Below are 25,852 nucleotides of genomic sequence, written 5' to 3' on the forward strand. Positions count from 1 at the left end.
CAATGGACACTCAAAAAAATGGCTCCGGTACAATACCGGAACCATCTTTTAAGTGCTTGATTTTTAAAGGTCTTTTTATTAAACTGTCCATTTTATAGGGTACAGTTCAATTTGAAAGAGCCTTTTTATTTATATATGATGACAAGCAACATGATGTCCTTCCTCAACCTCTCGAAATTCTGGTACAGCTTGCTTACAAATATTTGTTGCAAATGGGCAGCGCGTATGGAAGCGGCAGCCAGATGGTGGATTAGCTGGACTTGGAACATCACCTTGCAAAATGATCCGTTCACGCTTCACAGTTGGATCGGGAATTGGTACCGCAGATAATAGCGCTTTTGTATACGGGTGAAGTGGATTCGTAAACAATTGATCACGAGGAGCGGTTTCGACAATTGTCCCTAAATACATAATCCCTATTTTCGTACATAAATGCTCAACAACGCTTAAATCATGCGAAATGAATAAATAGGAAAGACCTTTTTTCTCACGCAACTCACTAAACAAATTAATAATTTGTGCTTGAATCGATACATCTAACGCTGCAACGGGTTCATCGGCAACAATAAATTCTGGATCTAATGCCATCGCCCTTGCAATTACAATACGCTGGCGTTGTCCTCCGGAAAATTCATGTGGATAACGATCAATATGATAGGGGGCTAATCCACACAATGCTAATACTTCCAACACTTTTTCCCGAACATTTTCTTTTGTTATTAAACCATGGGCTAACATTGGTTCACCAAGCGCTTCACCAATTCGCATCCTTGGATTTAATGAACTAAATGGATCTTGGAATACAAGTTGCATATTGGGGCGATATTTTCGCAGTTCTTCTTTCGATAACGAGTGAATATCTTCCCCTTTAAATTTCACTTCACCCTCTGTTTTTTGAACGAGACGAAGAATGGTTTTCCCAATCGTCGTTTTACCACTTCCAGATTCACCAACTAGACCGAATACTTCACCTTTATTGATTGCAAAGCTAACCCCATCTACCGCCTTTACATGTCCAATTGTCCTCCTAAATACACCGCCTTTAACCGGAAAATACGTTTTTAAATTCTTTACTTCTAATAATGGTTCACTCATTTCTCAGCACGCTCCTCATATAACCAGCATGCTACTTTATGATTATCTTCATGTTCCTTAAGGTCTGGCGCTGCATTTCTGCATATATCCATACAATGCTCACAGCGACCACTAAAGTAGCAAAACTCCCCTAAACCAACTAAGTTTGGAACTTGCCCAGGAATGGAATACAGTTTATTTGTTCGTTTCCCCATTACTGGTTTTGACTTTAGCAAACCTTTTGTATATGGATGCTTCGGATTTTGGAATAGCTCTAATACCTTCGCTTCTTCAATGACTTTTCCACCATACATCACAACAACATAATCCGCCATTTCTGCTACAACACCTAAATCATGTGTAATGAATAAAATAGATGTTTTGAATTCTTCTTTGACTTGTCTTAATAAATCTAATATTTGCGCTTGAATCGTAACATCAAGAGCTGTTGTTGGCTCATCAGCAATTAACAATTTAGGATTACAACTAAGGGCAACCGCAATCATAATTCGCTGTAACATTCCGCCGCTTAATTCATGTGGATAGGAATGAACAATCTCATCTGCACGTGCAATCCCAACCTTCCGAATGAGTTCAATTGCCTTTTTATATGCTTCGTTTTTACTAAGAAGTTCATGTTCTCGTAATGTCTCAACAATTTGTTCCCCAACAGTAAATACGGGGTTAAGAGATGTCATTGGCTCTTGAAAAATCATCGTGATGTCATTTCCTCTTAAACTACGAAGCTCCTTCTCTTTCATTCCTAACAGACTTTTCCCTTCGTAAAGAATATCACCACCAACAATACGACCGGATTCATCAATAAGCCCCATAATAGATAAAGCTGTTACACTTTTCCCGCATCCTGATTCACCGACCACACAAACAATTTCTCCCTCTCGAACAGAAAAGCTCACATGATTAACAGCTTTCACAATCCCCTCTTCCGTTTGAAAGTGTGTTTGTAAATCTTTTAATTCTACTATCGCTCTGCTCATTCATCTCACCTACCGCTTCATCTTTGGATCTAATGCATCACGAAGTGCATCACCAAGTAAGTTAATTGATACAACTGTTATAAAAATAGCAAACCCTGGTGGAATCCATAACCACGGACGCTTTTGGAAATCAATTAGCGAGTTTGCTGCATTAATCATATTTCCCCATGAAGGTGTAGGTGGAACAACTCCAAGACCTAGATAACTGAGTGCTGACTCTCCTAAAATAGACCCTGCAACACCTAAGGTAGATACAACGATCAATAACGGTAATACATTCGGAATTAAGTGATACACAATCTTACGATAATCTTTCAAACCTAACACATCAGCTGCTTGCATAAAGGCTTGTTCCCGAAGCGACAAAATTTGCCCTCTAACAAGACGAGCGAGTCCTGGCCAACCCACCAAACTTAAAATAATCATAATGACATAAAGACGGTAGTTTGATGGGATCTTCCACTCTGATAAAATAGCTCCCATTATAATGAGTAAAGGTAATCCTGGCATTGACATTAAAATATCGGCAAGGCGCATAATAACGTTGTCAACAATACCTCGATAAAAGCCAGAAATGGCACCTAATAAAGCACCTAAAATTACTGATAGAACCATTGATGCCAAACCAATTGTTAGTGATATACGACCTGCTTGCATAAGCCTTGTTAATACATCTCTTCCAAGTTGATCTGTACCAAGCCAATGTAACAAGCTAGGTGGTTTATTTATTAAAGTAACTTGTATTTTTCCAGATGCATATGGCGAAAAGAATGGCCCAACAAAACAAAATAAAAACATAAAAATTAATGCATAAAACCCTACTAACGCCATTTTATTTTTCTTAATTTTCCTATAAGCCTGTCGCCATGGCGACGATTCATTTCTTCTTTTCTTTTTTTTATTTATCTCTGTAGTTGTTGTAACAACTTCCATCTCTCTCCCCCCTTTACTGCAACCGAATACGCGGATCCACAACAGCATATACAATATCCGCTAAGAAATTTGAAACAATCGTTAAAACAGAAAGAAACATTGTAAAGCCCATTAATACTGTATAATCTCGAAAATTTAATGCCTCTAATTGAATGCTTCCGATTCCAGGCCAATTAAAAATTTGTTCAATAATAATTGCACCAGAGAATAACCCTGGTAGTTCAAATGCAAGCAATGTAATAGCTGGTAAAATTGCATTTTTTAGTGCATGTTTATAAATAACAGCCTTCCCCTTGAGCCCTTTTGCTCGTGCTGTGCGAATATAATCTTGTCTTACAACCTCAAGCATACTTGTTCTAAAATAACGAGTTAACGACCCTACACCAAGAAGTGTCAAAATAAATACTGGCAGGATCATATGCCTAGCAACTTCTACAACATGAGCAAAACCGGTTGAATTACTACCAACATCAATCATTCCACCTATCGGCAACAAATGAAAATCTACAGCAAAGACTTTAATCAGAAATAGACCAATAAAGAATGACGGAAATGACATTGCAGCAAAAACTCCGACTGTCACAAACTTATCGAATAAGGAGTGCTGTTTTGTTGCTGAAAATACTCCAACAATAAGCGCAATTAACCAAATAAAAAATAAAGCTACAATCGCTACCATAAACGAATTCCAAATAAATTTATTTAATAGCGATGTTACAGATTCTTGATATTGCAAAGAAAAGCCAAAGTTCCCTTGTAATGCATTACCTAACCAATGAACGTAACGCTCCATAATTGGTTTGTTTAACCCATATAGTTCCCTAAGCTCTGCAGCTCTTTCTGGCGTAATCTTCGGATTCGAATCAATATAATCCCCTGGTAAAAGTGCGAATAAGAAGAAGATAATAATAGATGTACCAAACAGTGTAGGGATCATTTGTAACAACCTACGAATGATATATGTTTTCACCCTTCGTCTCCCCAATCTTATGTACTTAAAATAGAAGAACATTTTTTCATTCAGCATTTCGAATAAAAAAATGTCTTCTATTTATACGGACTTATCTTTATTTTTCAATTGATAATACAGGTAAATTCGTACTAATGCCGTCATATTTTTCAGGATCAATTCCTTTTATATTTGCGTTGTAAGCTGTAATAATTTTACGGTAGTTTAATAGAATAACAGGTGGATCATCACTTAATTCTTTATATAGTTCTTTATAAATCGGTTTTCTTTTTTCGATATCAATTATTTCAAGCCCCTTTTTAATTAACTCATCAACTTTTTCATTTTTATATCCTAGCTTGTTTCCATCCCCTTCAGATGAATAACCACTAACCGGTTCGCTTGGATCTATTGTAATTGGAGTTGCAACAGCAGCTAAATCATAATCACCTTTGTTCACTTTTGAAAGCATCGTATTAAAATCCATAAACTCTGGATTAAACTCAATTCCTATTTCTTTATAATTCTCTTTCGCAATCGGGATGAATAGATCGCCCTCTTTTGCTGAACTTCCACCATAATATGTTACTTTTAATTTTTGACCGTCTTTTTCCCGGATTCCATCCGAACCGACTTTCCATCCCGCCTCATCTAATAATTTCTTCGCCTTTTCTTTGTCATATTCATATTTATCAATCCCATCTTCTGTATAAGCCCACGAAGTTGGATGAATTGGTACGTTTGCTACCGTACCGTAACCTTTCAAGGCTGTATCCACATACTTTTTACGATCTAATCCATAGATAAGTGCCTGTCGAACTTTTTTATCTTTTAAATATGGCTTTTTACTATTTATTTTTATATAAGAGAATGAAGATGCTGTCTCAATTTCAATATTGGCAAATCCTAAGCTTTTTACTTGTTCTAAAATTTCATCACCTGTTCCAACACCTGTATAGTCTATCTCACCTGTTTGGAATAGTTGAAATTTCGTATCTGCTGACGTAATTTTATAAATAAAGTTTTTAATTTTCGGTTCTCCTGCATAATAATGTTCATTCGCTACGAAACGAACTTCTTGCCCAGGAATATATTTTTCAAATTTATAAGGACCCGCAGCAAGCGGTTTACCATACAGCTCTTTTAAATAATCTAAACTTGTATTTTGTTTATAGTCCTTACCGTAATATGCCTTCGATAATACTGGTCCACCTAAAGCGAGTAAAGCTTGAGAATTTACTTTCTCTGTTGTAATTTTAACTGTTTGTGGGTCAATAATTTGAATGCCTTCAATAGCATTTGCCTTCCCTTCTCTGTAATCTTTTCCACCTTTAATCGCATATTGCAAAATAGAATCGCTACCTTCATATGCTTGATCATGTAAAAGTGTTAATGTGAATGCCACATCATCTGCTGTTAACGGTGAACCATCACTAAACTTTGCATCTTTACGCAAGTGGAATGTGTATGTTAATTGATCGGAAGAAACATCCCATTTTTCCGCTAAATCGGGAACTGGTTTCCCTTGCTTATCTGTTGTAACAAGGGAAGCAAAAATAACAGATGTTACGTTGCCATCCCAACCGTTATCTTGAAAATATGGTAAGAAAACACCCCCTGGTTTAGAAATACCAGCAATCAGCGTATCCTTTCTGTTTTTTGCTTTGTCTGGAACTTTCGTCTTATCTGTAGCTGCGATTTTTTCAACTTTGAGATTCTTCAAGTCCTGCTGCTTAGCAGGTTCTGTTGAAACCTCTTCTTCTCCTCCCCCACAAGCGGATAATACAAGTGAACTACTTAGTAAAATCGAAAATACACTAGCCCATCTTTTTGACTTTTTCTCCATTGTCCCCACCTTAACTTTCCTAAATATTTCTTAAATTGCCCTTAAATAAATCATAAAACCTATCGGAAAAATTGGTTTTATATTCAAAAAATAAATGTTCGTGAGGGGGTAAATAATTTTATTCATACATTTCCGATAGGATTTATTGTTATTAGATTACATCTCCAGTTATTTTTTGTCAATTCATTCTATTTAAATATTTTTAATTTTTTTACTAATTCATCTAAAAAAATGAATCATATATATAAAATCATAAAAATCATTCTATTCTTTCTTTCCTATGCATAAACTACTAACAAATGACCAAAAAGGGGGCGAAAATATGGACAAACTACTCCAATATGTCTTGCACTATGTGGCATTGACAATCATGATCGTGGGGGCATTGCTTTTATTCCCGTTCTTCCCAAAGTTCGTCCTCTTTTTAGCATTCTTCTTCATACTTGGAATGGCTATTATCATCTCCTTAGGAGAGGACGATACACAGAAAGAAAGCAGAGCTCAGCGCTTAAAGCTGTAAACTCTGCTTTTTTTCATTCATAACGTATTCTTGTTAAACCAATGATAAAAAATACACCTGCAAACAACAGTAATATACCAATATACCCCGTTATATCAAGGAAAGTTCCACCTCTTACAATTAATTCGGTAAATCCGCGCATTGCCCAAGTTTGAGGAACAAAATTGGCAATTTGCTGCATCCATTCTGGTTCAATTTCAATCGGCCAATATAGACCGCTTATCATACATGTTGAAATCACAACAATATTCCCTAGCGCTGACTGTTGCTCAGCTGTCTTTACAATACTCGCTACTAGCAGCGCCAACCCAATGACCGCTAACAGTAATCCCGATACAAGCATAATAATTCCTAGCATATCTCCCCATTGAACATCAAACAAACGATTCGTTAATACCATCAAGACCCCAAATTGAACCCATCCGATTAAGAAGAATGAAAGTATATATCCGCCTAATATTTGAGCTTTTGACGTAGGAGTTTCAAGCAGGCGAGACCATACTCCTATTTGCCTTGATTTCAAAATCGTCCCTGTTGCACTTAGCATAACAATCATAACAAATAAAATAGAAAACCCTGCTGCACGCCCTGCCATGTGATTCAAATTTTTCTCTCCTGCTATAGAATCTTTTTCAATTGAGACAGGTTCTACTTTTGAATGAATACTTTCATATACATCCTTCCAAGAAGCTCCCCCTGTTTGTTCGAGTTTTTTTGCTGCTGCTACCTCAATTTTCATTTTTTTAATCGTACTTTGCAGAACTTGCTCTACAGAAGAACTTCCTGTAAAATCAGCGCTTGATTGAAATTTAATTTTCCCCGTCTCTCCAGCTATCACATTCTCTTGAAATCCCTTTGGAATGATAACAATACCCGAAGACTTCTTATTTTCAACTCTCTGCTTTGCTTCTTTATCAGTTCCTTTTTCAATCGTAATGAAATGATTCCCTCTTAGTTCTTGATAATACGAATGAGATAACTTTGACTGATCATAATCTACTAAACTAATCTTTACTTTTTCATCGCCACTTCCACCTAACAAACCTCCGAATATAAGTGTAAAAATGATTGGCATTCCAAACATGAGTATATAGCTTTGCGGTTTCGTGAAAACTTGTTTTAACTCTAACGAACAAAGCGCCCAAATTTTTTTCATTTCTTCTCCTCCTATCTCATGCGTAGACGAACAGTTCCAATAATTACTGAAACAAATCCTGCACTAGCCAAACTTAAGATAACTGGAAGTAATGTACTCCAAGATGTACCCGACATAATGTTTAAAAAACTTGTCAGCGCCCATTTATTTGGAGCAATATGAGCAATGGTTTGAAGGCTATCTGGAAACGCATAAAGCGGTAGCATAGATCCGCCTAATAGAGCGAGTAATTGAACTCCAATCCCCCCCATTAAATCTGCCGTCTTCTCTTCATGAATCCATGCTGCAATAAGCATCGATAATCCAGAAACACAAATGGCATAGGCAATTCCTACTGTTATCACCTGAAATATATTCTCGCCCCAATTTACATGAAATACATAATGAGTAGCGAATACAAATACTCCAAATTGAATAAAAGAAAATAACAATGTTCCAAAGAATTTTCCTAATAAAATAGAAAATGAACTTGTTGGAGTACTGAATAACCTTGCCAACGTTTCTGTTCTTCGCTCCGTTATAATAGATTTCGCTCCAACTGTTATATTAAATAATAAAAACATGACTACCATAGCTGCTGCATAATATTGCATGGCAGTGACTGTCTTTTTACCGATGGTTCCTTTTTCAACTTCATCTCTATGGGAAGTAGCCACTGTTTGTAAATTCGCACTCACTTCTTTTGCAATTTGTTCTATATTTTTAGGTTGCGACTTTGCTAACTCTGTAATAACAACCTGAGTAGAAACTGCGATGGTTTGTGCCTGTTCTGTAAAAGAACGAATCATCGATTCAGCAATTTTCGCTTGTATATCTTTTGCTGGATTCGTCATTAGTTTTGCTTCTTTTAAAGTTCCTTCTTCTATCTTTTCACTCCAGCCACTTGGTATGATTACCCCAACATCAATTTTTTGTTTTTTTAATAAATCCTCTAGCTCACTTTGTGACGTTACCATTTCTACTTTTATATCCTTCTCTATCTCTTTTGATTGCAATATGTCTTTTCGAAGCATCTCACCAAAGTCATCCGGACCTTCTTGATAATAGCCGATTACTGTTTTAGGTAGTCCTCCGTTATCTAATATGTTGCTTAGTGCCGATCCTAAAATAGCTGTGAGCAGCAATGGCATTAGCAACATCATCATAAATCCACGCCGATCGATGAAACGAATCTTTAAATCTTTCCATGCTACAATGAAGCTTTTCATAACCTTCCCCCCCTAATCGCGAAGTGACCGTCCTGTTAATTGTAAGAAAAGGGCCTCTAAATTTGGTTCTTGCAATTCAAGTTTTAAAATTTGCGCTTGATTTTCTACCACTACCGAAACAACAGTACCAACAGCTGCTCCATTCTGCAGTCCAATATCAAAAGTATTTGTCTCCTCATGGATAACAACCCGTTCTACAGTAGGAATTGCCTTTAATTTTCCCAATAACTCCTGAGTGAAATGATTCAACTGCACTTTCACCATAAAGCCATCTGTCAAACGATTACATAACTCTGTTTTTGTTCCGACTGCAATCACTTTTCCATGATCAACAATGGCAACCCGTTCACATAAATGCTCTACTTCTTCCATGTAGTGACTTGTATAAATAACAGTCATACCTTTTTCATTTAATTTCTTTACTGTTTCTAAAATATGATTTCGCGATTGTGGATCGATTCCTACTGTCGGTTCATCCATAATTAACAACTCTGGCTCATGCATGAGTGCTGCTCCAATATTAATTCGGCGCTTCATTCCTCCTGAAAATGTTTCAACTTTATCTTTCGCTCGATCTTGTAATCCTACATATGCAAGCACTTCATCTGATCGTTTCTTAGCAACAGCTCCACTTAATCCATACATCTTCCCCCAGAAAATTAAATTTTCTTTCGCAGAAAGCGTAGGATATAAAGCAATATCTTGTGGAACAATTCCGATTTTCTTTTTTATATCTAATGAATACTCTTTTACAGACTTTCCTCCAACTTTAATATCACCACTATCATAAGGAATAAGCCCACAAATCATCGCTATCGTCGTTGACTTTCCAGCTCCATTTGGACCAAGTAACCCAAATATTTCTCCTTTGTGTACTTCAAAAGATACATTCTGTACAACCTCTCTCTTTCCGAAAGATTTCACAATATGTTCCACAGCTAACATGACGGTTCATCCTCCTTACATTCATCTACAGTTTCATTGTAAAAGAATGCTCCCTCTCTTCCATCCTCCCTCAGATAGAAATGTAAAATAAAAAAGCAGCATCATTGGCTGCTTTTTTCGATTTCTCTATGCTAAAAGTCATGGGTATGTAGTAATACCATATCTCACTGCATATATAGCTGCTTGCGTCCGATCTCTAAGCTCTAGCTTACTAATTAAGCTGGAAACATGATTTTTTACAGTTCCCTCTGTAATAAACAGCTTTTCAGCAATCTCTTTGTTATTTAGTCCAAGGCCGATTTCCCTTAATACATCTATTTCACGTTCTGTTAATTGTTCTATTTGCTTTGGAGCACTTTTTTCTGATGTGTCTACAATTTTTGTTCTTTTTAATTCCTTTACAATTTGTGCTGTTATATCTTGCGGAAGAACAGCACCTCCGCCATGGACTGTTAATATCGCTTGAACAATCGCATCTGTCTCCATATCCTTCAATAAATAACCGCTTGCGCCTTGCTCTAGCGCCTCAAAAATAAGTTCACTATCATTAAATGTCGTTAACATGAGCACTTTGATTTCCGGAAATTTCCCCCTTACTATTTTCGTTCCTTCAACCCCATTTACTCGAGGCATTCGAATATCCATCAAAATAATTTCAGGTTGCAGTTTTTCTATTTGCGCAACAACTTCATCCCCATCACTTGCTGTCCCTACCACCTCAAGCTCTGGACGCAAATTTAATAACATTGCTAAACCGTCACGAATCAGCGACTGATCGTCCACAATCATAATACGAATCATTTTGTTCCTCCTATTACCCATGTTTTTTCTTTTAACGGGAACTCAGCTTTTAACCGAAATCCCTTCTCTATCTCACTTTCAAACCGAATTACTCCTCCATGTTCCTCTACACGTTCTTTCATATTCATTAATCCAAAGCCAGGGCTTACTTCATTCACGCCAATGCCATTATCAGAAATCGATAACATTACTTTTTCATGATTACAAAGTAATTCAACTTCACATACACTAGCTTTTCCGTGACGTTTCGCATTTGTTAATGACTCTTGCATAATACGTAATAAAGTTGGCTGTAATGATAACGGAATAACAATCGGATCTCCTTTTAAGTGAAAGGTTACTTGCACCGTCGCCGCTTTTGAAAACTCACTTAACATCTCTCGCATATTCTCCACTATATTTCCTAAATTCTTTTCTTCCTTCAGTGCACGTACTGAAGCTCTTACCTCTTGAAGAGATTTCTTAGCTAATTCATAACATGTATGCAAAACATCTTCTGTCACATTTGATTTTTGTTTCCATAAAGCTTCGGCAAGTTGCAGTTGTACAAGTAAAGCTGTCATATTATGACCAACTGTATCATGAATTTCTCTAGCAATATCGTTTCGTTCCCGAACGGCAGTTAATTCTTCTACTTCCTTAGCATAAAGCTGTAGTTGTTCATGCGCTTCTTTTAAAGCTGTATGGGATGATATTAATTTTTCATACTGTTCATCAACCGTTTGATGTGCTACTGTCAGCTTTCTTATTAAACTCCCTGCTAAAGCACTAAAGAGCACAAACATAAAGTTAATGGCGTTTGTATCAAACTCTACCTTCCCTGTATATTGATATGTATATAACAAAATAGAAAACCAACATATAAAGAAAAAACTCACAAAAAAATATACAACTACTTTCCGCCATGTATGAATAAATATTCCTACCGCTTCAATCCCAAATATAATCAAGTATAAAGATGTTTCAGGAAATAAAAATCCAAGCAGTGCTGTAACGATTCCATTGATTAGAAATATATAAAAATTACGTTTTTCCCCTTCATGTGGCTGAAAGAGTAATACATGATTCAAAATATAAATAAAACATGCGATACCAATAAATGCTTGTAAACCCATCGTTTCACGTGAAACATTGTTGATATATACTACACAGATCATAATAATCGTAATGATGCGCGCATACTTTAACATAAAATTCTCCTCGCATTTTAAAATATGAAGTCCATCTATAACAAGAAAATTATACCATTTCATTACAGACGAATAGCTAAAAAATAAGTCACCTCTCTTATATTTATCATAAGGTATCTTATTCTCCTCAATTTAATGTTTGAATAATCATTTTTCTGAAAATAATGAAGATAGACTAAACATTTCAAAACAACACATCTAATCTTACAAAACTGTTATGTTCACGTAATGGAAAGCGATAGTGCGAAATGATTCCTCCCTATACAATAAAGATAGAAACGAAAGATAACAAAGGGGGGAAATAATCATGATGAAAGAAATCGTAAAAGCAATCCTTGAGGTGTTAGTAAACGGACAAGCAGTTGTAAAAAAATTGAATCAATTATAAAAGGAGGAGCAAAAATGATGAACATGGTCAAAATGATTCTTCATGCTTTAATTGATGCAAAAGCTGTTAGCCAAGAATTAAATCAGCAATAAAAGGAGAAAAGGAATATGCAGAAGGCCATCGTTATAAACATTTCCTTATGCGCAAAAGGCAATCCAAAGAAAAAACTATCAAGAAAATAAAAGACAAGATATCTATACGTACATTGGATATCTTGTCTTTTATTTTTTCTTTTCATAAAGCGTTTCTACTAAGGTAGAAGAGATAAAACAGCAATTGAAACACCACTTTAAACGAAAAGAATACGATTGGATGACCCGAAAAACAAATATAAATAAAGAGAGTAGCGGCCACATACCCTACTCTTTTACGATTCCTTTATTTCGGTAATATACCTCTTGCAACCCTTCATTATATTTCATATTTTGATCCGTCCACTCAGTCCCTAGGTTTCCTGGCCATCCAGATGTATTCGCGATATATTTTAATAAAGCAAAATCAGTTAGCCCTTTTTGTACTCCTCTTTTATAACCTTTCAGTAGATGAGGCATCGCAATTTGAGCATTTGTACGAGGATCCTTTAGTTGTTCATCTGTTACATGCTCTGGAGCCAGTCCACCACCGCGATGCAATTGAAACAACCCAAATGAAGTGCCATTATCTCCAACACTTCTTGGATTCAAACGACTTTCATGTTCAGCAATTGTAAGAGGAATCCATTCTGGGAGGTTTACCTTCTTTGCTTCTTCTATAATAATTTGTTTCATTTGCTTTGCTTCCTCTGAATCGACATAACTTGTCTGTTTTGTCCATCTTTCCATTCCTTCAGATTCACCTTGAAAATATAAATACATTCCAAGAACAACTAGAAATCCTACAAAGAATTTTTTCACTACTTTTACCTCTTTCTTTGCTGAAATTTTCTCTTTTTCATCCTTCTACCTATATGATTCTAGCAATCTGCTACAACTTTTATCATAGCAAACGAGCATATACCGCAGCAGCGTGCTTTAGACTGATTTAAAAAAGTTCATTCGCATTTGGCGTTTTTTATTCTATCTTACTTGAGTAAAACTGAACTGTATTCCAATATATTTGCTTCGCCACTTCGTCTATCGGGACATTTTTTATTACACTAATTTCCTTTAATACGTCTTTAATCATATTCGGATGTGTCATTTGTTCCGCTTGAAATTTCCAAGGTCCATCTGTCTCTACCATCATATATTTTAACGGATAAAACGAGACAATATTTCTAATTTTTTCCTTATATAAAACATCTGGTGTAATAGAAATATAGTAACCATTTCGAATCATTCTCTCCATCGTTTCTTTACTTCCCTTAAACCAATGAAAATGAGCGTGTGAAATCCCATGCTTTTCAAGTAGATCACAAACAATATCTGCATCTTCATAAACTGCATGTAATATAATTGGCAAATGATATTCCTTAGCCAAAATCATAAATCGCTCTAATACCTCTATATACGTTTCTAATGCAAGGTTCGGCTGCTCTTGTCTTAAATAATATGGCAAACCAACCTCACCGATAGCAACAATCTGTTCTCTCCGCTCTTCAATAAGTTTATAAATTTGTTCACATTCTTCTTTCTGAATCGGTTGTTCTGGATGGAAACCAATCGCTGGATATACAAAGGGGTACTGTTTTGCTAAAGATAATATTTCATAACAAGAATGATAGTTCATTGATACTCCAATTAATCCATCAATCTCAGCACTTTTTTTCACATCGCTTAATATATTCATTTGCTCTTTACTTTCATATTGATCCAAGTGTATATGACTATCTATCCATTTCACTCCTATCACCTCTTACACTCATTCTAATACGTGATGTTAGAGAAAGAAAAAAACAAGAAAGACATTCTTTCTTGTTTTACATATATTGATTTATACCTAAACATATTATCTTCATTTTCTCTTCTATCATTTTTATTTCATATCTATATTATTTAACAATTAAATTTGTTATTATATCAAACAATCCAATACATACTATAGCAACCATAAAGTAGCTACAGCACTCTTTCAGTGGAACCTTCACTACTTCTTCTTTACACATCCCAGTCGTCTCCCTTCTGAATCATCTCCCTAATCTATTTCTATTATGCAAAAAATATAAAAAACAAGCTATTGAATTAACTTACATATACCTTACAATATTGTAAGGTTCAAAAAAAATAGCTCCATCCCTATTAGGATAAGAGCTATTTAAAGGTTAGTTGGTTTTTCAATATTCTTCATTACTTCAGACAGAAAGTAATATTGCAATACTTTCTATTCTTATTGTAATAAGGTTTTTCACATACAACTATCGAATTACCTTACATACACCTTACAATATTGTCATCAATGATTATTGTTACTATTTTTCTTTGTAAAGGTAATCACGTTATATGTCCCGCTTATTTTCTCATAGAATAATCGCTTATCACGTTTAAACATGTGAAGGAAAACGTGTAAGAAAAGCAAACCATTAAATATGAAGAAAAGCATTGCTATAATGAGATAAATGATTGGCTTATTTTCATTCGATACCGCAACTGCAAATAACAGATAATTGATCCCGCCAATTCCGAAATATAAAAGACCATAGCGTTTCAATAACTCTAGCCATGTAATTCTCTCGCCCTTTCCCTTCACACGCATGTGCAATAACCATTTCCCAAATGTTTTCCCATTCGTGAAATATTGGATGATGATAAAATAACAAAATACAACAAAAAAGCCATTTAATAATTCATCTAATCCCGAAGTAGAATGGAAGATAGATGTAAATTGAACTTGTTCTCCAATTAATAGCCCTGATACCATTCCAAGAATAAGCCAATCTACCCAAAGAGCTAATACACGTCGCGTCATCCGAACAGGCTTATTTTGCAAGTCAATTTTTTCATCTAAGCGGTGCATATCTGGTAAGAAGTATACAAATAGTGGTGCAATCCAAAAACCAATCACTCCGCTCGTTGTATTTAAGATGAGATCATCTACATCAAATAAGCGATATGGACAATTATACATACCATAAAATCCTGTGATTTGCGTAATTTCAAAAAATAGAGAAGTTAAAAAAACAATACACAACGTTTGCATAAAATTCCGTCGGAAATAATAACGCAAATACACTCCTAATGGTAATAATAAAATGGCGTTAAATGCCGCTTGTAAGAAACTGCGCTCTTTTAATGCAGCGAGATACGTAGCTGGTTGATTCCAAATCACGTTTGTTTCCTTTAGAAAATCGCTCACAAATGTAAATGGTACTAAATTATAATGTTGCGTTCCTGGGCGCTGCATACTACATATATCAAATGTACTTGGAAACGGTAAAATGACTAAATAATATGCCGCCATACAATATAATAGTAAGGAATATAAAATAAACATGCGAAAGTAATGAATATAACCGTGTTTCCGATACTGCCAAATCAAAAAAGGAATTAATAATAGAAAACCTGCAATCGGAAATGTGATAAATGCTGTTTGAATAGGTAATAAATATGCTCCCAATCTTCCACCTCCTAAAAGTGCAACGTTGCTATTATAGTAAAGTTCCTATTTCATTGCTAGCATATTATTATTTTGATATATTATATTTTCTGGAAGCTAACTAGATTCTTTTCCGCTATTTTAGAACAGGAAATTAAAGTGTCCTGGTACATCATTATTCTAAACTAAAAACAACCTATCCAACTTCGGACAGGCTGTCTTTAGTTCACCGCCAACAACTTCGTTCTAGCTTGCACAGGGATATCTTGTGGTTCAATTTCTATAATTGACTCACCATAACTTCCTTTTGCAAAAATCTTCAACGGTTCATTTCGTTTTAACATACGGTTAACCTTTTTCGTAATCGTTTTCTTTCTTCCCTTTTCATCGTAAGCAACAAATTCATATTCATACCATCCATCACCGATATGTTGACCAATATCATTCACAACAGTATAGTATTCTTTCGTCTTATAAAATGGATTATATTTATCAATTACTGGTCCCAGTCTTGTTGGTGATAATAGTATTAACAAAGCCGCCATTGCAATGATAGTAATAATAATTTTTTTCTTTAACACTTCCCACCGCAAGGTAGACTCCTCCTCTACACAATATGCGCAGTTTTTCTATACATTTATTTTAAAAAGATAGACTAGATTCTGCCATTGAATCTCATTACATTTCTCTTACATTTTTGTAAGAATCCCATTCGGATTTTATATGATTTTTAACAATTTGTGAACCTGTAAAAACTGTATTAAATATCGCATCCTCTATTTTCCAGAAAATCTATACTATAGGTATAAAGATTTATTAAATATTTCACATTTAAGAAGGGAAATGAATATGAAAAAGCGTTTAATGGTGATCGACAAAAATGACTATATAATAAGCATTTCAACCTTTGGCAAAAGTCCATCACTTGCAAAGAAAATAAAACAAAAATTATTAGCTCACTTGCCTCAAATATTAAAATAATAAAAAGATGAACGAATCGACTCGTTCATCTTTTTAACTTGCTTTAAAGCCACCGCCAAGTACATCCCGTACATCATGAATCACGACAAATGCTTCTTCATCTACATCACGAATCACTTGTTTTAACTTAACAAGCTCTTGTTTATTAATTACAACATACAATACTTCTTTATTTTTCCCTGTATATCCGCCTCGTCCTTCTAGAACGGTCACACCACGTGTCATATGTTTTGTAATTGTCTCACGTATTAAATTTGGCTGATCCGATATAATCGTCACTGCCGTTTTCGTATTAATTCCTTCTACAATGAAGTCAATTACCTTCGCTCCGATGAAGACTGCGACAAGTGTATACATCGCCTTTTCTTGACCGATGATAAAGACAGACCCAGCAATCACAACAATATCAATAATAAGAACACCTTTTCCAACACTCCATCCTAAATATTGATTTGCCAATTGCGCTAAAATTGCTGATCCCCCTGATGTACCTCCTGCCCGGAACATACATCCTAATCCAACTCCAACAAACACCCCAGCAAATAAAGCGGCTAGTAATGTATCGCTATTTACTCGATGTCCAATATGTTCGGTAACATATAAAAATAAAGATGTCTCTACAATTCCAATAATTGTATAAATCATCGTTTTTTTATCAAAAAACTTATATCCAATCGCTAATAAAATTGCATTTAAAGCAAAGTTCACAACCCCTGGTGACCATCCAAATAAATAATACGTAACAACCGTTAACCCGATAATTCCACCCTCTGACAAACGGTTTGGAATTGCAAAATAGTTAATACCGATTGCAAATAATAATGAACCAATTGTAATGAGTGCAATTTCTTTTATTCGTTGAGTAACCATAGTTCGTACCTCCCCCCATTTGACATTGTATCACCATCTCCTAGAGGTATAGAAGTGGTTTTTATCACACATTTTGTTATACGCTATTTACAAAATTATGTTTAAACAAACACTTGGTTAATTATTCAAATTCTCTCTCACAATCCACATTAATCACTATACTTCCCCTTACTAAATATGCTTTCCCATAAAGGTTTCTTCTGTATCAGTACATATAAGCTGTATGTACATATATGTCTCTCATATACAAATAAAAATTTTTCCATTTCCTATAAAAATAACCGCCTCCATCAAAGGCATTGAAAAGGGGATTGCTCCCCTAAAAAACAACGTGCATTTTAGAAAATAAAAAGGAGTCCGTCACCTATATAGTAGATGATGGACTTCTTTTTATGATGAAGTGGACTTTTTAAGTGTCCTCTCTATATCCGATTGTTTTTTTCTATTTCTTTATTAAAGTGTCCTTTAATTCTTCAAATTTCGTATTTAATTGATCTGTCATCTTTTGCATAATTGCTTTCCGATCCATCGTTTCTTCCGCCTCTACTTGAATTGGATCTCCAAAGATAAGTTGTGCTCTCTTACCTTTTATCAATTCTTTTACACTTGTCGGGCCAATATATGCTGCCGGTACTAACGGCACACGAGAACGCATCGCAATTGTTACAGCACCAGCTTTTAAAGAGACATCTTCTGTAGATCTTGTTCCACTTGGAAAAATCCCAACGACTTTTCCTTCTTTTAATAAGCGCGATGGGATTTTCAGTGTACTTGGCCCTGGGTTTGCTCGATCCACAGGAAAAGCATTTACATTCTTAAAAAACCAGTTCAAAAACTTTTTTTCAAACAACTCCTTTTTGGCCATGTAATGGATTTCCGTCGGATACATTCCTGTTGCTAACATTAACACATCCATAAAACTTGTATGCGTACATGCTACCACATACGGTCCTTCTTTCGGTAATTTCTCTTTCCCTTGTACTTCTACTTTTCCAACAGTCTTAAATATATATTTCAACAAACATGTAATTGGTTTATACATTTCGTTCGTTCCTTTCTTACCTTCCAAATTGAACTTCACTTTTAAAACCATTATAACACTAACTTTTAATAGTTGGTAATAAAATTAGGTAATAATTTTAAAATAGCGGATCTATATGAAACAAGGAAGGAAAGAGACATGTATGTATCCCCCTGCAATATCTTTCCTAACATATATAGAAAAAAGCTGTGCACCCTATAGGCACGCAACTTTTTTAGTTTGTTTCATATATAATTTGACCTGTTTTCCTTACATCGTAACCACCGATTGCTAGCAATTCATTTTGAAATTCTATAGATTGCAAAATATCTTTTACCGCTTCAATCAATTGTTCATTCTCCTTGTTTTTCAAAATGACTAAGTCATATTGTTCTTTCATAAGTGGAATAAAGTCTACATTTACAATTTGCGCTACTTTTTCTGCCCCTACACCAACATTAGCTTTCCCGCTAGCAATTTGCGAAGCAACACCGAGATGGTTTGATTCTTCCCATTCATATCCTTGAACATGTTCCTTGCTTAAGTTTTGAATGCGAAGTTGCTCATCTACTAATACACGAATTCCTGATCCTTTTTCGCGGTTTACAAATTGTATAGACGGTTTAACTAAGTCACTCCAATTCTGTATTTCATTTGGATTTCCTTTTTGAACATAAAACCCAACATTTCTTGCTAATAAATTGATGACAACACAAGGCTGTCCAACTAAAATTCGTTTTACATATGGAATATTATATTCTTTTGTATCTCCATCAAATAAGTGTAGACTAACAACGCTTCGTTCCCCATGATACATTTTGATTAAACTTGCTAAACTACCTTGATACGCTCGAAGTATATTAGAATTTGGCATTCGATTTTCTATATGCTTTGCTAGCATATCTAACGTTAGTTCTTGTCCGCTAATTACACAGTGCTCTGCACTTTTGTTCTCTACTTTTACAAAGGATGTTTGTAACGTTCCTGTCTTCATCTGTCTAATATATTGTTCTAAATCCCCCGCATCAATACGCATTTGTCTGCCGACTCTATAAGAAGGAAGCTCTCCTTTTTTTATTAAGTCGTATACAGTTAACTTTGATACCTTTAATTGTTTCGCTACTTCTTCCGTTGTGTAGGAATGATGGTCCATAGGCGATTCCTCACTTTCTTACTCTATTGTAACAAAGAAGTGAAATTTTCTCCTATTTTTTCAAACAGTGACTTATTTCACATTATATTTAATTATAACTATTTATAATTAAATATAATTAGTTATAATTGATATGGTAAGAAGGAAAGGGGATTATACGTTATGGACAAATTTGTATTGCGGTATATTGGGGTACTTACACTTTCATTTTTCCTTATTTTCAGTAGCGCTTGTGCAAACGGAGACAAGAAAGAGAAAACAAATGCAAAAGAAGAACAAACAATTGAACTGACAATATCAGCAGCCGCTAGTCTACAAGATGCTTTTAAAGAAATTGAAAAACAATATAAGCAAAAAGAACCTAACATAAAGCTATCATTTAACTTTGGTGGTTCCGGTGCACTTCAGCAACAAATTGAACAAGGTGCTCCTGCTGATTTATTTTTTTCTGCGGCAGAAGATAAATTTCAAACGCTTGTAAAGAAAGGATTTATCAATAAAAAAGAAGGAAAAGAGCTTCTAGGAAATGAGCTTGTATTAGTCGTCCCAAAAGAAAGTTCTATTCAAACATTCCAAGAATTGAAAGAAGAGAAAGTGAAAAAACTAGCAATTGGCACACCTGAATCTGTACCGGCCGGAAAGTATGCAAAAGCTCTTCTTACACACGAAAACTTATGGAATGATCTTCAAAACAAAATTGTACCTACAAAAGACGTTCGTCAAGTATTAACATATGTAGAGACTGGAAATGTAGATGCTGGTATTGTATATAAAACAGATGCTCTCATTTCAGATAAAGTAAAAATAGCTGCTGCAGCACCAGCTAACTCTCATGAACCGATTCATTATCCTGTTGGAATAATAAAAGAATCTAAGCATAAAAAAGAGGCGACTTTATTCTATGAATATTTACAATCCAAAGATGCACAAACAATCTTTAAAAAGTATGGATTTACAACCCTATCTGAACTACTATGACATTTGATACACTTTGGCCACCTGTTTTTCTTTCTTTACGAGTGGCTGCACTCGCTACCATTATTTCTATGATTTCCGGGACAATTATTGGTCGGATATTAGCACGCTCCTCTTCGCGTTATAAAGTGTTATTAGAAACCATTTTTCTATTGCCGATGGTGCTTCCACCAACTGTAATTGGGTTCTTTCTCATTATTATTTTTGGAAATCATAGCCCGATTGGCAAATGGATTGAAACGTTATTTCAACAATCAATTATGTTTACATCATGGGCAGCAGTCATTGCCTCAACAGTTGTTTCATTTCCGCTTATGTACCAATCGGCAAAAACAGGTTTCTCTATTGCAAACAAACAAATTGAAGACGGTGCCCGTGACCTCGGGGCAAGTGAATATCAAGTCTTTTTACACGTCACACTACCACTTGCATTTCCTGCATTACTTAGCGGAATGATTTTAAGTTTCGTACGAGCATTAGGAGAATTTGGTGCAACACTCATGTTTGCAGGAAACATCCCTGGTAAAACACAAACGATTCCAACAGCCATTTATATGGCAATTGATGCAAGTAATATGTCCCTTGCTTGGACACTTGTTGTCATAACAGTTAGTATGTCACTCATTTTCTTATTGTGCATGCAATTCATTAATAAACGAATTACTTTTTAAAGCAGCTTTCGACAAAAAGCTGCCTTTTTATTTCCCGAAAAATAAATGATTTTGTAAAACGATGAAACGCGTATCTTACAAAAATGTAATCTTCCTGTAAGATAATTCGATAGTTACTCCCAACTACATCTCATATAATGAATACATAAGATACCCCCTCAAGAAGTGGCTTGTCCCCCACATCTTGTTTATAAAAAAGAGCTGACAATTTTATTTCCCTATTCCCCTCAAAAGATCCCAATTCGGGATCTTTTTTTACCGCGAAATAATAACAGAATTTTTCTATTTATAAAAATATACATTTTATTCGAATTCACTTTCTAAAATGAGGACTTTCCTGTTATTATATGGAGGTGTTTGAAGAAACGAAGAAATGAAAACGCATTTATAATGTAAATTCTTCATTATGTTTTAATGATCAGTAATCTTCTACTCTATTAATGGAGAATTACCAATTTTTAGAGTGGCTTTCAACTATATTGATTAAAAACGAAGGGAGTCTTGTGATGGACATTTTATTAGCTCTTCTTCCTGCAATTGCATGGGGGAATATCTTATTAGTAAGTGTAAAGGCTGGCGGCGGCGCCTATAGTCAAACGCTTGGTATGACAATGGGTGCTCTATTCTTTGCAATTGTTATGTATGTATTTACTCAGCCAGCTTTAACGATGACAATCTTAATCGTTGGTTTTATCTCTGGTGTATTCTGGGCTTTAGGACAAGCAAATCAATTAAAAACTGTTGAAAGACTAGGTGTTTCGACAACAGTAACCATTTCAACTGGGATGCAACTTGTTGCAACTTCTATCTTTGGAGTAATCGCTTTTCATGAGTGGACTACTACTACTACGATTATTATGGGAACGATTGCAATCCTTTTAATTGTAGTTGGCGTTGTCTTCACTTCATTAGATGATAAAGAAAATGCACAGCCGCCAGGACAATTAAAAAAAGGACTTTTCACTTTAATTATTTCTACTTTCGGCTATCTTGTATATGTAATTATTATTCGCTGGTATAACATTGATGGTTGGTCAGCTATTTTACCACAAGCGGTTGGTATGTTTGTTGGAGCAATTATACTGACATCTAAACATAAACCATTTAATAAATATGCAATTCGCAATACAATATCTGGTGTACTTTGGGGGACAGGAAACTTATTCTTACTTCTTTCATTACCAAAAGTTGGAGTCGCAACAAGTTTTCCATTATCACAAACAGGTATTGTAATCTCTACATTTGGTGCAATTGTCTTCTTAGGTGAGAAGAAAACAAAACGTCAAATGATATTTATCGCATTAGGCAGTGTTTTCATTATTGGTGGCGCTGTTTTACTCGGTATGACAAAAGCATAAACTCACAATTGATGATCGCACCCTAAAAGTATAGTAAACTTTTAGGGTGTTTTGTCATCTATTTTCCCACATAAACCATGGCTAAAAAATCTAAAAATGCTCTTTCCCTCTCAAAACTTTTCTATCATTTTTATATCCATCTAATAGACCTTTTCTTTTTACACGATCTCTTATCAATGTTATTGTTTTTATAACTTACTTTATAAGAAAGGATTAGAGGATATGCCAAAGAAACAGCGAATTTTATTTATTGGTGCTGGACGTATGGCAGAAGCAATTTTTTCTGGTTTACTTAAGACGAACAAGCAACACATCGAAGAAATTATTGTATCTAACCGAAGCAATACAAAAAAACTCCAGCAATTACAAGAACAATATCCTATTTCAACAACAACTGATTGGAAAGAATGCGTCAAGTCTGTGGACACGATTATTCTGGCAATGCCACCAGCTGCACATGAACAACTATTGACAGAACTAGCGCCTCTTCTTACACATCAACTTGTCGTGACAATCGCTGCTGGAATTGGACCATCTTACTTAGAAAAAAGATTACCTCAAGGCATACCAGTTGCTTGGATTATGCCAAATACGGCTGCTAGCATTGGACAGTCTATCAGCTTGTATACGACGGGACACTTCGTAAATGAAAATCATGAAAAAACATTACAACTTCTTTTAAATGGAATTGGTACATCACAGTTTTGCACAGAAGAAGAAATTCATCAGCTAACCGCTGTTACTGGTAGCGCACCAGCATTTCTTTACCACTTTGCAGAAAGTCTAATTGCAGCTACGAAAAGTTATGGTATTGATGAAACAACAGCACATCACCTTGTTATTCAAATGATTGCCGGCTCAGCTACGATGCTTGAGCAAGCACAAAATCCAGTACTTCTTCGGGAACAAGTAACCACACCTGGTGGTTCAACTGCGGAAGGCTTAAAAGTGCTCTATGAACATCATTTTTCCGAAATCATTCAGCAAGCAATTGAAGCTACAAATAAAAAAGCAAGGGGGAACTAATATGAAAATTACAAGTTTACAAGATTACACTACATTACATAACGGGGTAAAAATGCCTTGGTTTGGTTTAGGAGTATTTAAAGTGGAAGATGGCACAGAAGTAATTGATTCCGTGAAAGCTGCCATCAAAAACGGGTACCGTAGCATTGATACAGCTGCTATTTATAAAAACGAAGAAGGTGTGGGACAAGCAATTCGTGAGTCCGGCGTTCCGCGTGAAGAGCTATTTATTACATCAAAAGTATGGAATAGCGATCAAGGATATGAATCGACATTACAAGCGTTCGAAACTTCCTTACAAAAATTAGGTTTAGAGTATTTAGACTTATATTTAGTTCACTGGCCTGTACAAGGAAAATATACCGAAACGTGGAAAGCATTAGAAAAACTTTATAAAGATGGCCGCGTTCGTGCGATTGGTGTAAGTAATTTTCACATCCATCACTTACAAGATATATTCGAAGTTGCAGAAATGAAACCGATGGTGAACCAAGTTGAATATCACCCTCGCTTAACGCAAGAAGAATTACATGCTTTTTGTAAAGAAAACCACATCCAGCTAGAAGCATGGTCACCGTTAATGCAAGGACAACTTCTTGACCATCCAACATTGCAAGAGATTGCAAAAAAATACAATAAATCAACAGCACAAATTATTTTACGTTGGGATCTCCAAAATGAAGTGGTAACTATCCCAAAATCAATTAAAGAACACCGCATTATCGAAAACGCAAATATTTTTGATTTCGAATTAAGCTCTGAAGATATGAAAGCAATTCAATCTTTAAATGAAAATCATCGCGTTGGTCCAGATCCTGATCATTTTGATTTTTAACTTCCCTCCGAAAGAAGTCTCCCACTTCTAAACGTGAAGGATTACGCTTATTAGCGTTAGTATAGCAAAAAGAACTCTTGGAACGAGAGGGATAGCTCGGTCAGTTTTCGTTAGCTACTAAAAGAAACGATAAGTCGAGAAGCCCCCACTTCAAAAATCGTTAGGTTTTAAGTGGGGGGTAGTTCACTAGGAATTTATATCTACTGAAGAAACGAAAAATTGTCCATGAAGAATAGAAAGGTATCCGTTCGTCGGATACCTTTTTTTATTACGCTTCTTTTCCTACAGCCCTTCCTCTCTTCAATACAAATGATATCCCTACTACACTTAGTGCTACAATTTGTGTAATCACAATTATAAATAATAGAGCAATAATATTCTCTTTTAAATTCCCACCACCAAATATTATTGTAAAATAACCATTCGCAGCGTAAGTTGCGGGAAATAATTCTCCGATTGTTTGATATGTTTTGGATAACATAGCCTGCGGGACCATTACGCCTGAACTTACAAGTTGCAATGAAAGCGATATAATATTGAAAATCATACCTGCATTTCCGAATAGAGTAAGAAACATTTGCGTTAATGATAGGAAAGCAAAAAAGACAATAGTTTGGAATAGCCATACATTCCCGATTGTTTCTTGAATTCCAATGTGAAAGCCCTTCATTAAGCCAATCGTAATACACGCAAGTAGAACGGATACTACACCGTTAATCACTTGTCTTGAAAGAAAACTACTCCAATCTCTCCCTACTTGTTTTGTCACTTTCGATAATTCCATACTCATAATCATCGCTCCAACGAATGAAGCTAACACAATCATAAGCGGCACCATGTTTACGGAAAATCCTTTTGCATCATTTACTTTATGCACTGTAAGTCCAACTGATTCTTTTGTTAGCCCCTTTAACATTTCAATGCTTTCTGGCCCTACAGCTTGTAACTTTCCTGCAATGGCTTGTTGTTTATTATTTGCAATTTCTTTATTTACATTGCTATGAACTTGTTTTGCTATGCTTTCCATCATCTGTTTTGCCATCATCGAGCTTGCTTGGTTAATATGAACGTTTAAATCTGTTTTACCTCTTTCGCTTATATCCTTTGAAAAGGAAGCTGGAATTTCAATAATCATATCGTATGCATGTTGATCCATTTCTTCTTTTGCTTTTTCCATAGACTTCTCTTTTGTTACTTGAAAAGGTAAGCTTTTCTGTAAGCCGTCTCCTATTTTACTTCCCATACTCATATCTTGATTTACAATCGCAACTTTCAGTTTATCTGCCCTTTCATTGACTCCCTCATAAGCCGTTAGCCAAACACAAAAGAAAATAAGCTGAAATGCTAAGGCTACTACAATCCCTATATACGTACCTGGTATTCTTAAAAATTGTTTCATCGTATTCATTTTCCTAACTCCTTTCAGCAAGCAAGTACATACTTG

At 35.3% G+C, this 25,852-nt stretch carries 25 protein-coding genes; 7 read left to right on the forward strand and 18 right to left on the reverse strand.

Features of this window, described 5'->3' with window-relative positions; translation table 11 throughout:
* Nucleotides 1-129 precede the first annotated feature (129 nt).
* From MR058_RS18610 to MR058_RS18630, 5 genes are all read right to left on the reverse strand, one after another.
* Complete coding sequence (locus tag MR058_RS18610) at nt 130-1,095, reverse strand: ABC transporter ATP-binding protein (RefSeq protein ID WP_242145364.1); 966 nt, start codon at nt 1,093-1,095, stop codon at nt 130-132.
* Nucleotides 1,092-2,072, reverse strand: a complete 981-nt coding sequence (locus MR058_RS18615) for an ABC transporter ATP-binding protein (RefSeq protein WP_242145365.1) — start codon at nt 2,070-2,072, stop codon at nt 1,092-1,094. Before MR058_RS18615 ends, MR058_RS18610 begins: the two co-directional genes overlap by 4 nt.
* A gap of 9 nt (nt 2,073-2,081) precedes the next feature.
* The gene (gene opp4C / locus MR058_RS18620; protein ID WP_242145366.1) at nt 2,082-3,005 is read right to left on the reverse strand and encodes an oligopeptide ABC transporter permease; all 924 of its coding nucleotides are present in this window, start codon (nt 3,003-3,005) and stop codon (nt 2,082-2,084) included.
* Between the two features lie 13 nt (nt 3,006-3,018).
* Nucleotides 3,019-3,975 carry an ABC transporter permease gene (locus MR058_RS18625; protein ID WP_242145367.1) on the reverse strand — a complete coding sequence of 319 codons (957 nt, stop codon included), beginning with the start codon at nt 3,973-3,975 and terminating at the stop codon, nt 3,019-3,021.
* A 97-nt stretch (nt 3,976-4,072) separates the two neighbouring features.
* Nucleotides 4,073-5,800 carry an ABC transporter substrate-binding protein gene (locus tag MR058_RS18630; protein WP_242145368.1) on the reverse strand — a complete coding sequence of 576 codons (1,728 nt, stop codon included), beginning with the start codon at nt 5,798-5,800 and terminating at the stop codon, nt 4,073-4,075.
* A 322-nt stretch (nt 5,801-6,122) separates the two neighbouring features.
* Here MR058_RS18630 and MR058_RS18635 point away from each other — a divergent pair, with 322 nt between their 5' ends.
* A complete protein-coding gene (locus tag MR058_RS18635; protein ID WP_242145369.1) occupies nt 6,123-6,320 on the forward strand; it encodes a hypothetical protein in 198 nt (65 codons plus the stop codon).
* A 13-nt stretch (nt 6,321-6,333) separates the two neighbouring features.
* Here MR058_RS18635 and MR058_RS18640 read toward each other — a convergent pair whose 3' ends face one another.
* The 9 genes from MR058_RS18640 to MR058_RS18680 all read right to left on the reverse strand — a co-directional run bounded on the left by MR058_RS18640 (nt 6,334) and on the right by MR058_RS18680 (nt 16,111).
* A complete protein-coding gene (locus MR058_RS18640) occupies nt 6,334-7,476 on the reverse strand; it encodes an ABC transporter permease (protein ID WP_242145370.1) in 1,143 nt (380 codons plus the stop codon).
* Between the two features lie 11 nt (nt 7,477-7,487).
* Nucleotides 7,488-8,684, reverse strand: coding sequence for an ABC transporter permease (locus MR058_RS18645; RefSeq protein ID WP_242145371.1), 1,197 nt, complete (start codon nt 8,682-8,684; stop codon nt 7,488-7,490).
* 12 nt (nt 8,685-8,696) lie between these two features.
* Nucleotides 8,697-9,629: an ABC transporter ATP-binding protein gene (locus MR058_RS18650; protein ID WP_242145372.1), complete on the reverse strand. Its 933-nt coding sequence runs from the start codon at nt 9,627-9,629 to the stop codon at nt 8,697-8,699.
* A gap of 138 nt (nt 9,630-9,767) precedes the next feature.
* Complete coding sequence (locus MR058_RS18655; RefSeq protein ID WP_242145373.1) at nt 9,768-10,430, reverse strand: response regulator; 663 nt, start codon at nt 10,428-10,430, stop codon at nt 9,768-9,770.
* Nucleotides 10,427-11,620, reverse strand: coding sequence for a sensor histidine kinase (locus tag MR058_RS18660; protein WP_242145374.1), 1,194 nt, complete (start codon nt 11,618-11,620; stop codon nt 10,427-10,429). Before MR058_RS18660 ends, MR058_RS18655 begins: the two co-directional genes overlap by 4 nt.
* Before the next feature lie 747 nt (nt 11,621-12,367).
* Entirely contained in the window at nt 12,368-12,901 is a 534-nt protein-coding gene (locus tag MR058_RS18665) for a transglycosylase SLT domain-containing protein (protein ID WP_242145375.1), read from the reverse strand.
* Between the two features lie 157 nt (nt 12,902-13,058).
* The gene (locus tag MR058_RS18670; RefSeq protein WP_242145376.1) at nt 13,059-13,829 is read right to left on the reverse strand and encodes a TatD family hydrolase; all 771 of its coding nucleotides are present in this window, start codon (nt 13,827-13,829) and stop codon (nt 13,059-13,061) included.
* 549 nt (nt 13,830-14,378) lie between these two features.
* Complete coding sequence (locus MR058_RS18675) at nt 14,379-15,539, reverse strand: VanZ family protein (protein WP_242145377.1); 1,161 nt, start codon at nt 15,537-15,539, stop codon at nt 14,379-14,381.
* Nucleotides 15,540-15,739: 200 nt separating this feature from the next.
* Entirely contained in the window at nt 15,740-16,111 is a 372-nt protein-coding gene (locus MR058_RS18680; protein ID WP_277926632.1) for a YxeA family protein, read from the reverse strand.
* A 256-nt stretch (nt 16,112-16,367) separates the two neighbouring features.
* Between MR058_RS18680 and MR058_RS23350 the strand changes: the two genes are divergently transcribed.
* On the forward strand, nt 16,368-16,499 hold the full coding sequence (locus tag MR058_RS23350; protein WP_277926631.1) for a hypothetical protein: 132 nt from the start codon (nt 16,368-16,370) through the stop codon (nt 16,497-16,499).
* Nucleotides 16,500-16,532: 33 nt separating this feature from the next.
* Here the strand turns inward: MR058_RS23350 and MR058_RS18685 are convergent, their stop codons facing one another.
* From MR058_RS18685 to MR058_RS18695, 3 genes are all read right to left on the reverse strand, one after another.
* On the reverse strand, nt 16,533-17,369 hold the full coding sequence (locus MR058_RS18685; RefSeq protein ID WP_242145378.1) for a YitT family protein: 837 nt from the start codon (nt 17,367-17,369) through the stop codon (nt 16,533-16,535).
* Between the two features lie 442 nt (nt 17,370-17,811).
* The gene (locus MR058_RS18690) at nt 17,812-18,411 is read right to left on the reverse strand and encodes a lysophospholipid acyltransferase family protein (RefSeq protein WP_242145424.1); all 600 of its coding nucleotides are present in this window, start codon (nt 18,409-18,411) and stop codon (nt 17,812-17,814) included.
* 214 nt (nt 18,412-18,625) lie between these two features.
* Nucleotides 18,626-19,543 (reverse strand): helix-turn-helix transcriptional regulator, encoded by a 918-nt coding sequence (locus tag MR058_RS18695; protein WP_242145379.1) that lies wholly within the window; start codon nt 19,541-19,543, stop codon nt 18,626-18,628.
* Between the two features lie 162 nt (nt 19,544-19,705).
* Between MR058_RS18695 and modA the strand changes: the two genes are divergently transcribed.
* The 5 genes from modA to MR058_RS18720 all read left to right on the forward strand — a co-directional run bounded on the left by modA (nt 19,706) and on the right by MR058_RS18720 (nt 24,408).
* Nucleotides 19,706-20,521, forward strand: coding sequence for a molybdate ABC transporter substrate-binding protein (gene modA, locus MR058_RS18700; RefSeq protein WP_242145380.1), 816 nt, complete (start codon nt 19,706-19,708; stop codon nt 20,519-20,521).
* Nucleotides 20,518-21,189, forward strand: a complete 672-nt coding sequence (gene modB / locus MR058_RS18705) for a molybdate ABC transporter permease subunit (protein ID WP_242145381.1) — start codon at nt 20,518-20,520, stop codon at nt 21,187-21,189. The genes modA and modB overlap by 4 nt, the downstream gene beginning before the upstream one ends.
* A gap of 506 nt (nt 21,190-21,695) precedes the next feature.
* Nucleotides 21,696-22,547: a GRP family sugar transporter gene (locus tag MR058_RS18710; protein ID WP_242145382.1), complete on the forward strand. Its 852-nt coding sequence runs from the start codon at nt 21,696-21,698 to the stop codon at nt 22,545-22,547.
* A gap of 222 nt (nt 22,548-22,769) precedes the next feature.
* Complete coding sequence (proC, locus tag MR058_RS18715; protein WP_242145383.1) at nt 22,770-23,573, forward strand: pyrroline-5-carboxylate reductase; 804 nt, start codon at nt 22,770-22,772, stop codon at nt 23,571-23,573.
* A 1-nt stretch (nt 23,574) separates the two neighbouring features.
* A complete protein-coding gene (locus tag MR058_RS18720; protein ID WP_242145384.1) occupies nt 23,575-24,408 on the forward strand; it encodes an aldo/keto reductase in 834 nt (277 codons plus the stop codon).
* A 268-nt stretch (nt 24,409-24,676) separates the two neighbouring features.
* Here the strand turns inward: MR058_RS18720 and MR058_RS18725 are convergent, their stop codons facing one another.
* Nucleotides 24,677-25,816: a YhgE/Pip domain-containing protein gene (locus MR058_RS18725; RefSeq protein ID WP_242145385.1), complete on the reverse strand. Its 1,140-nt coding sequence runs from the start codon at nt 25,814-25,816 to the stop codon at nt 24,677-24,679.
* Nucleotides 25,817-25,852 lie beyond the last annotated feature (36 nt).

This window comes from Bacillus cereus group sp. BfR-BA-01430 (genome assembly GCF_022663115.1).
GTDB classification, from domain to species: Bacteria; Bacillota; Bacilli; order Bacillales; family Bacillaceae_G; genus Bacillus_A; species Bacillus_A cereus_BD.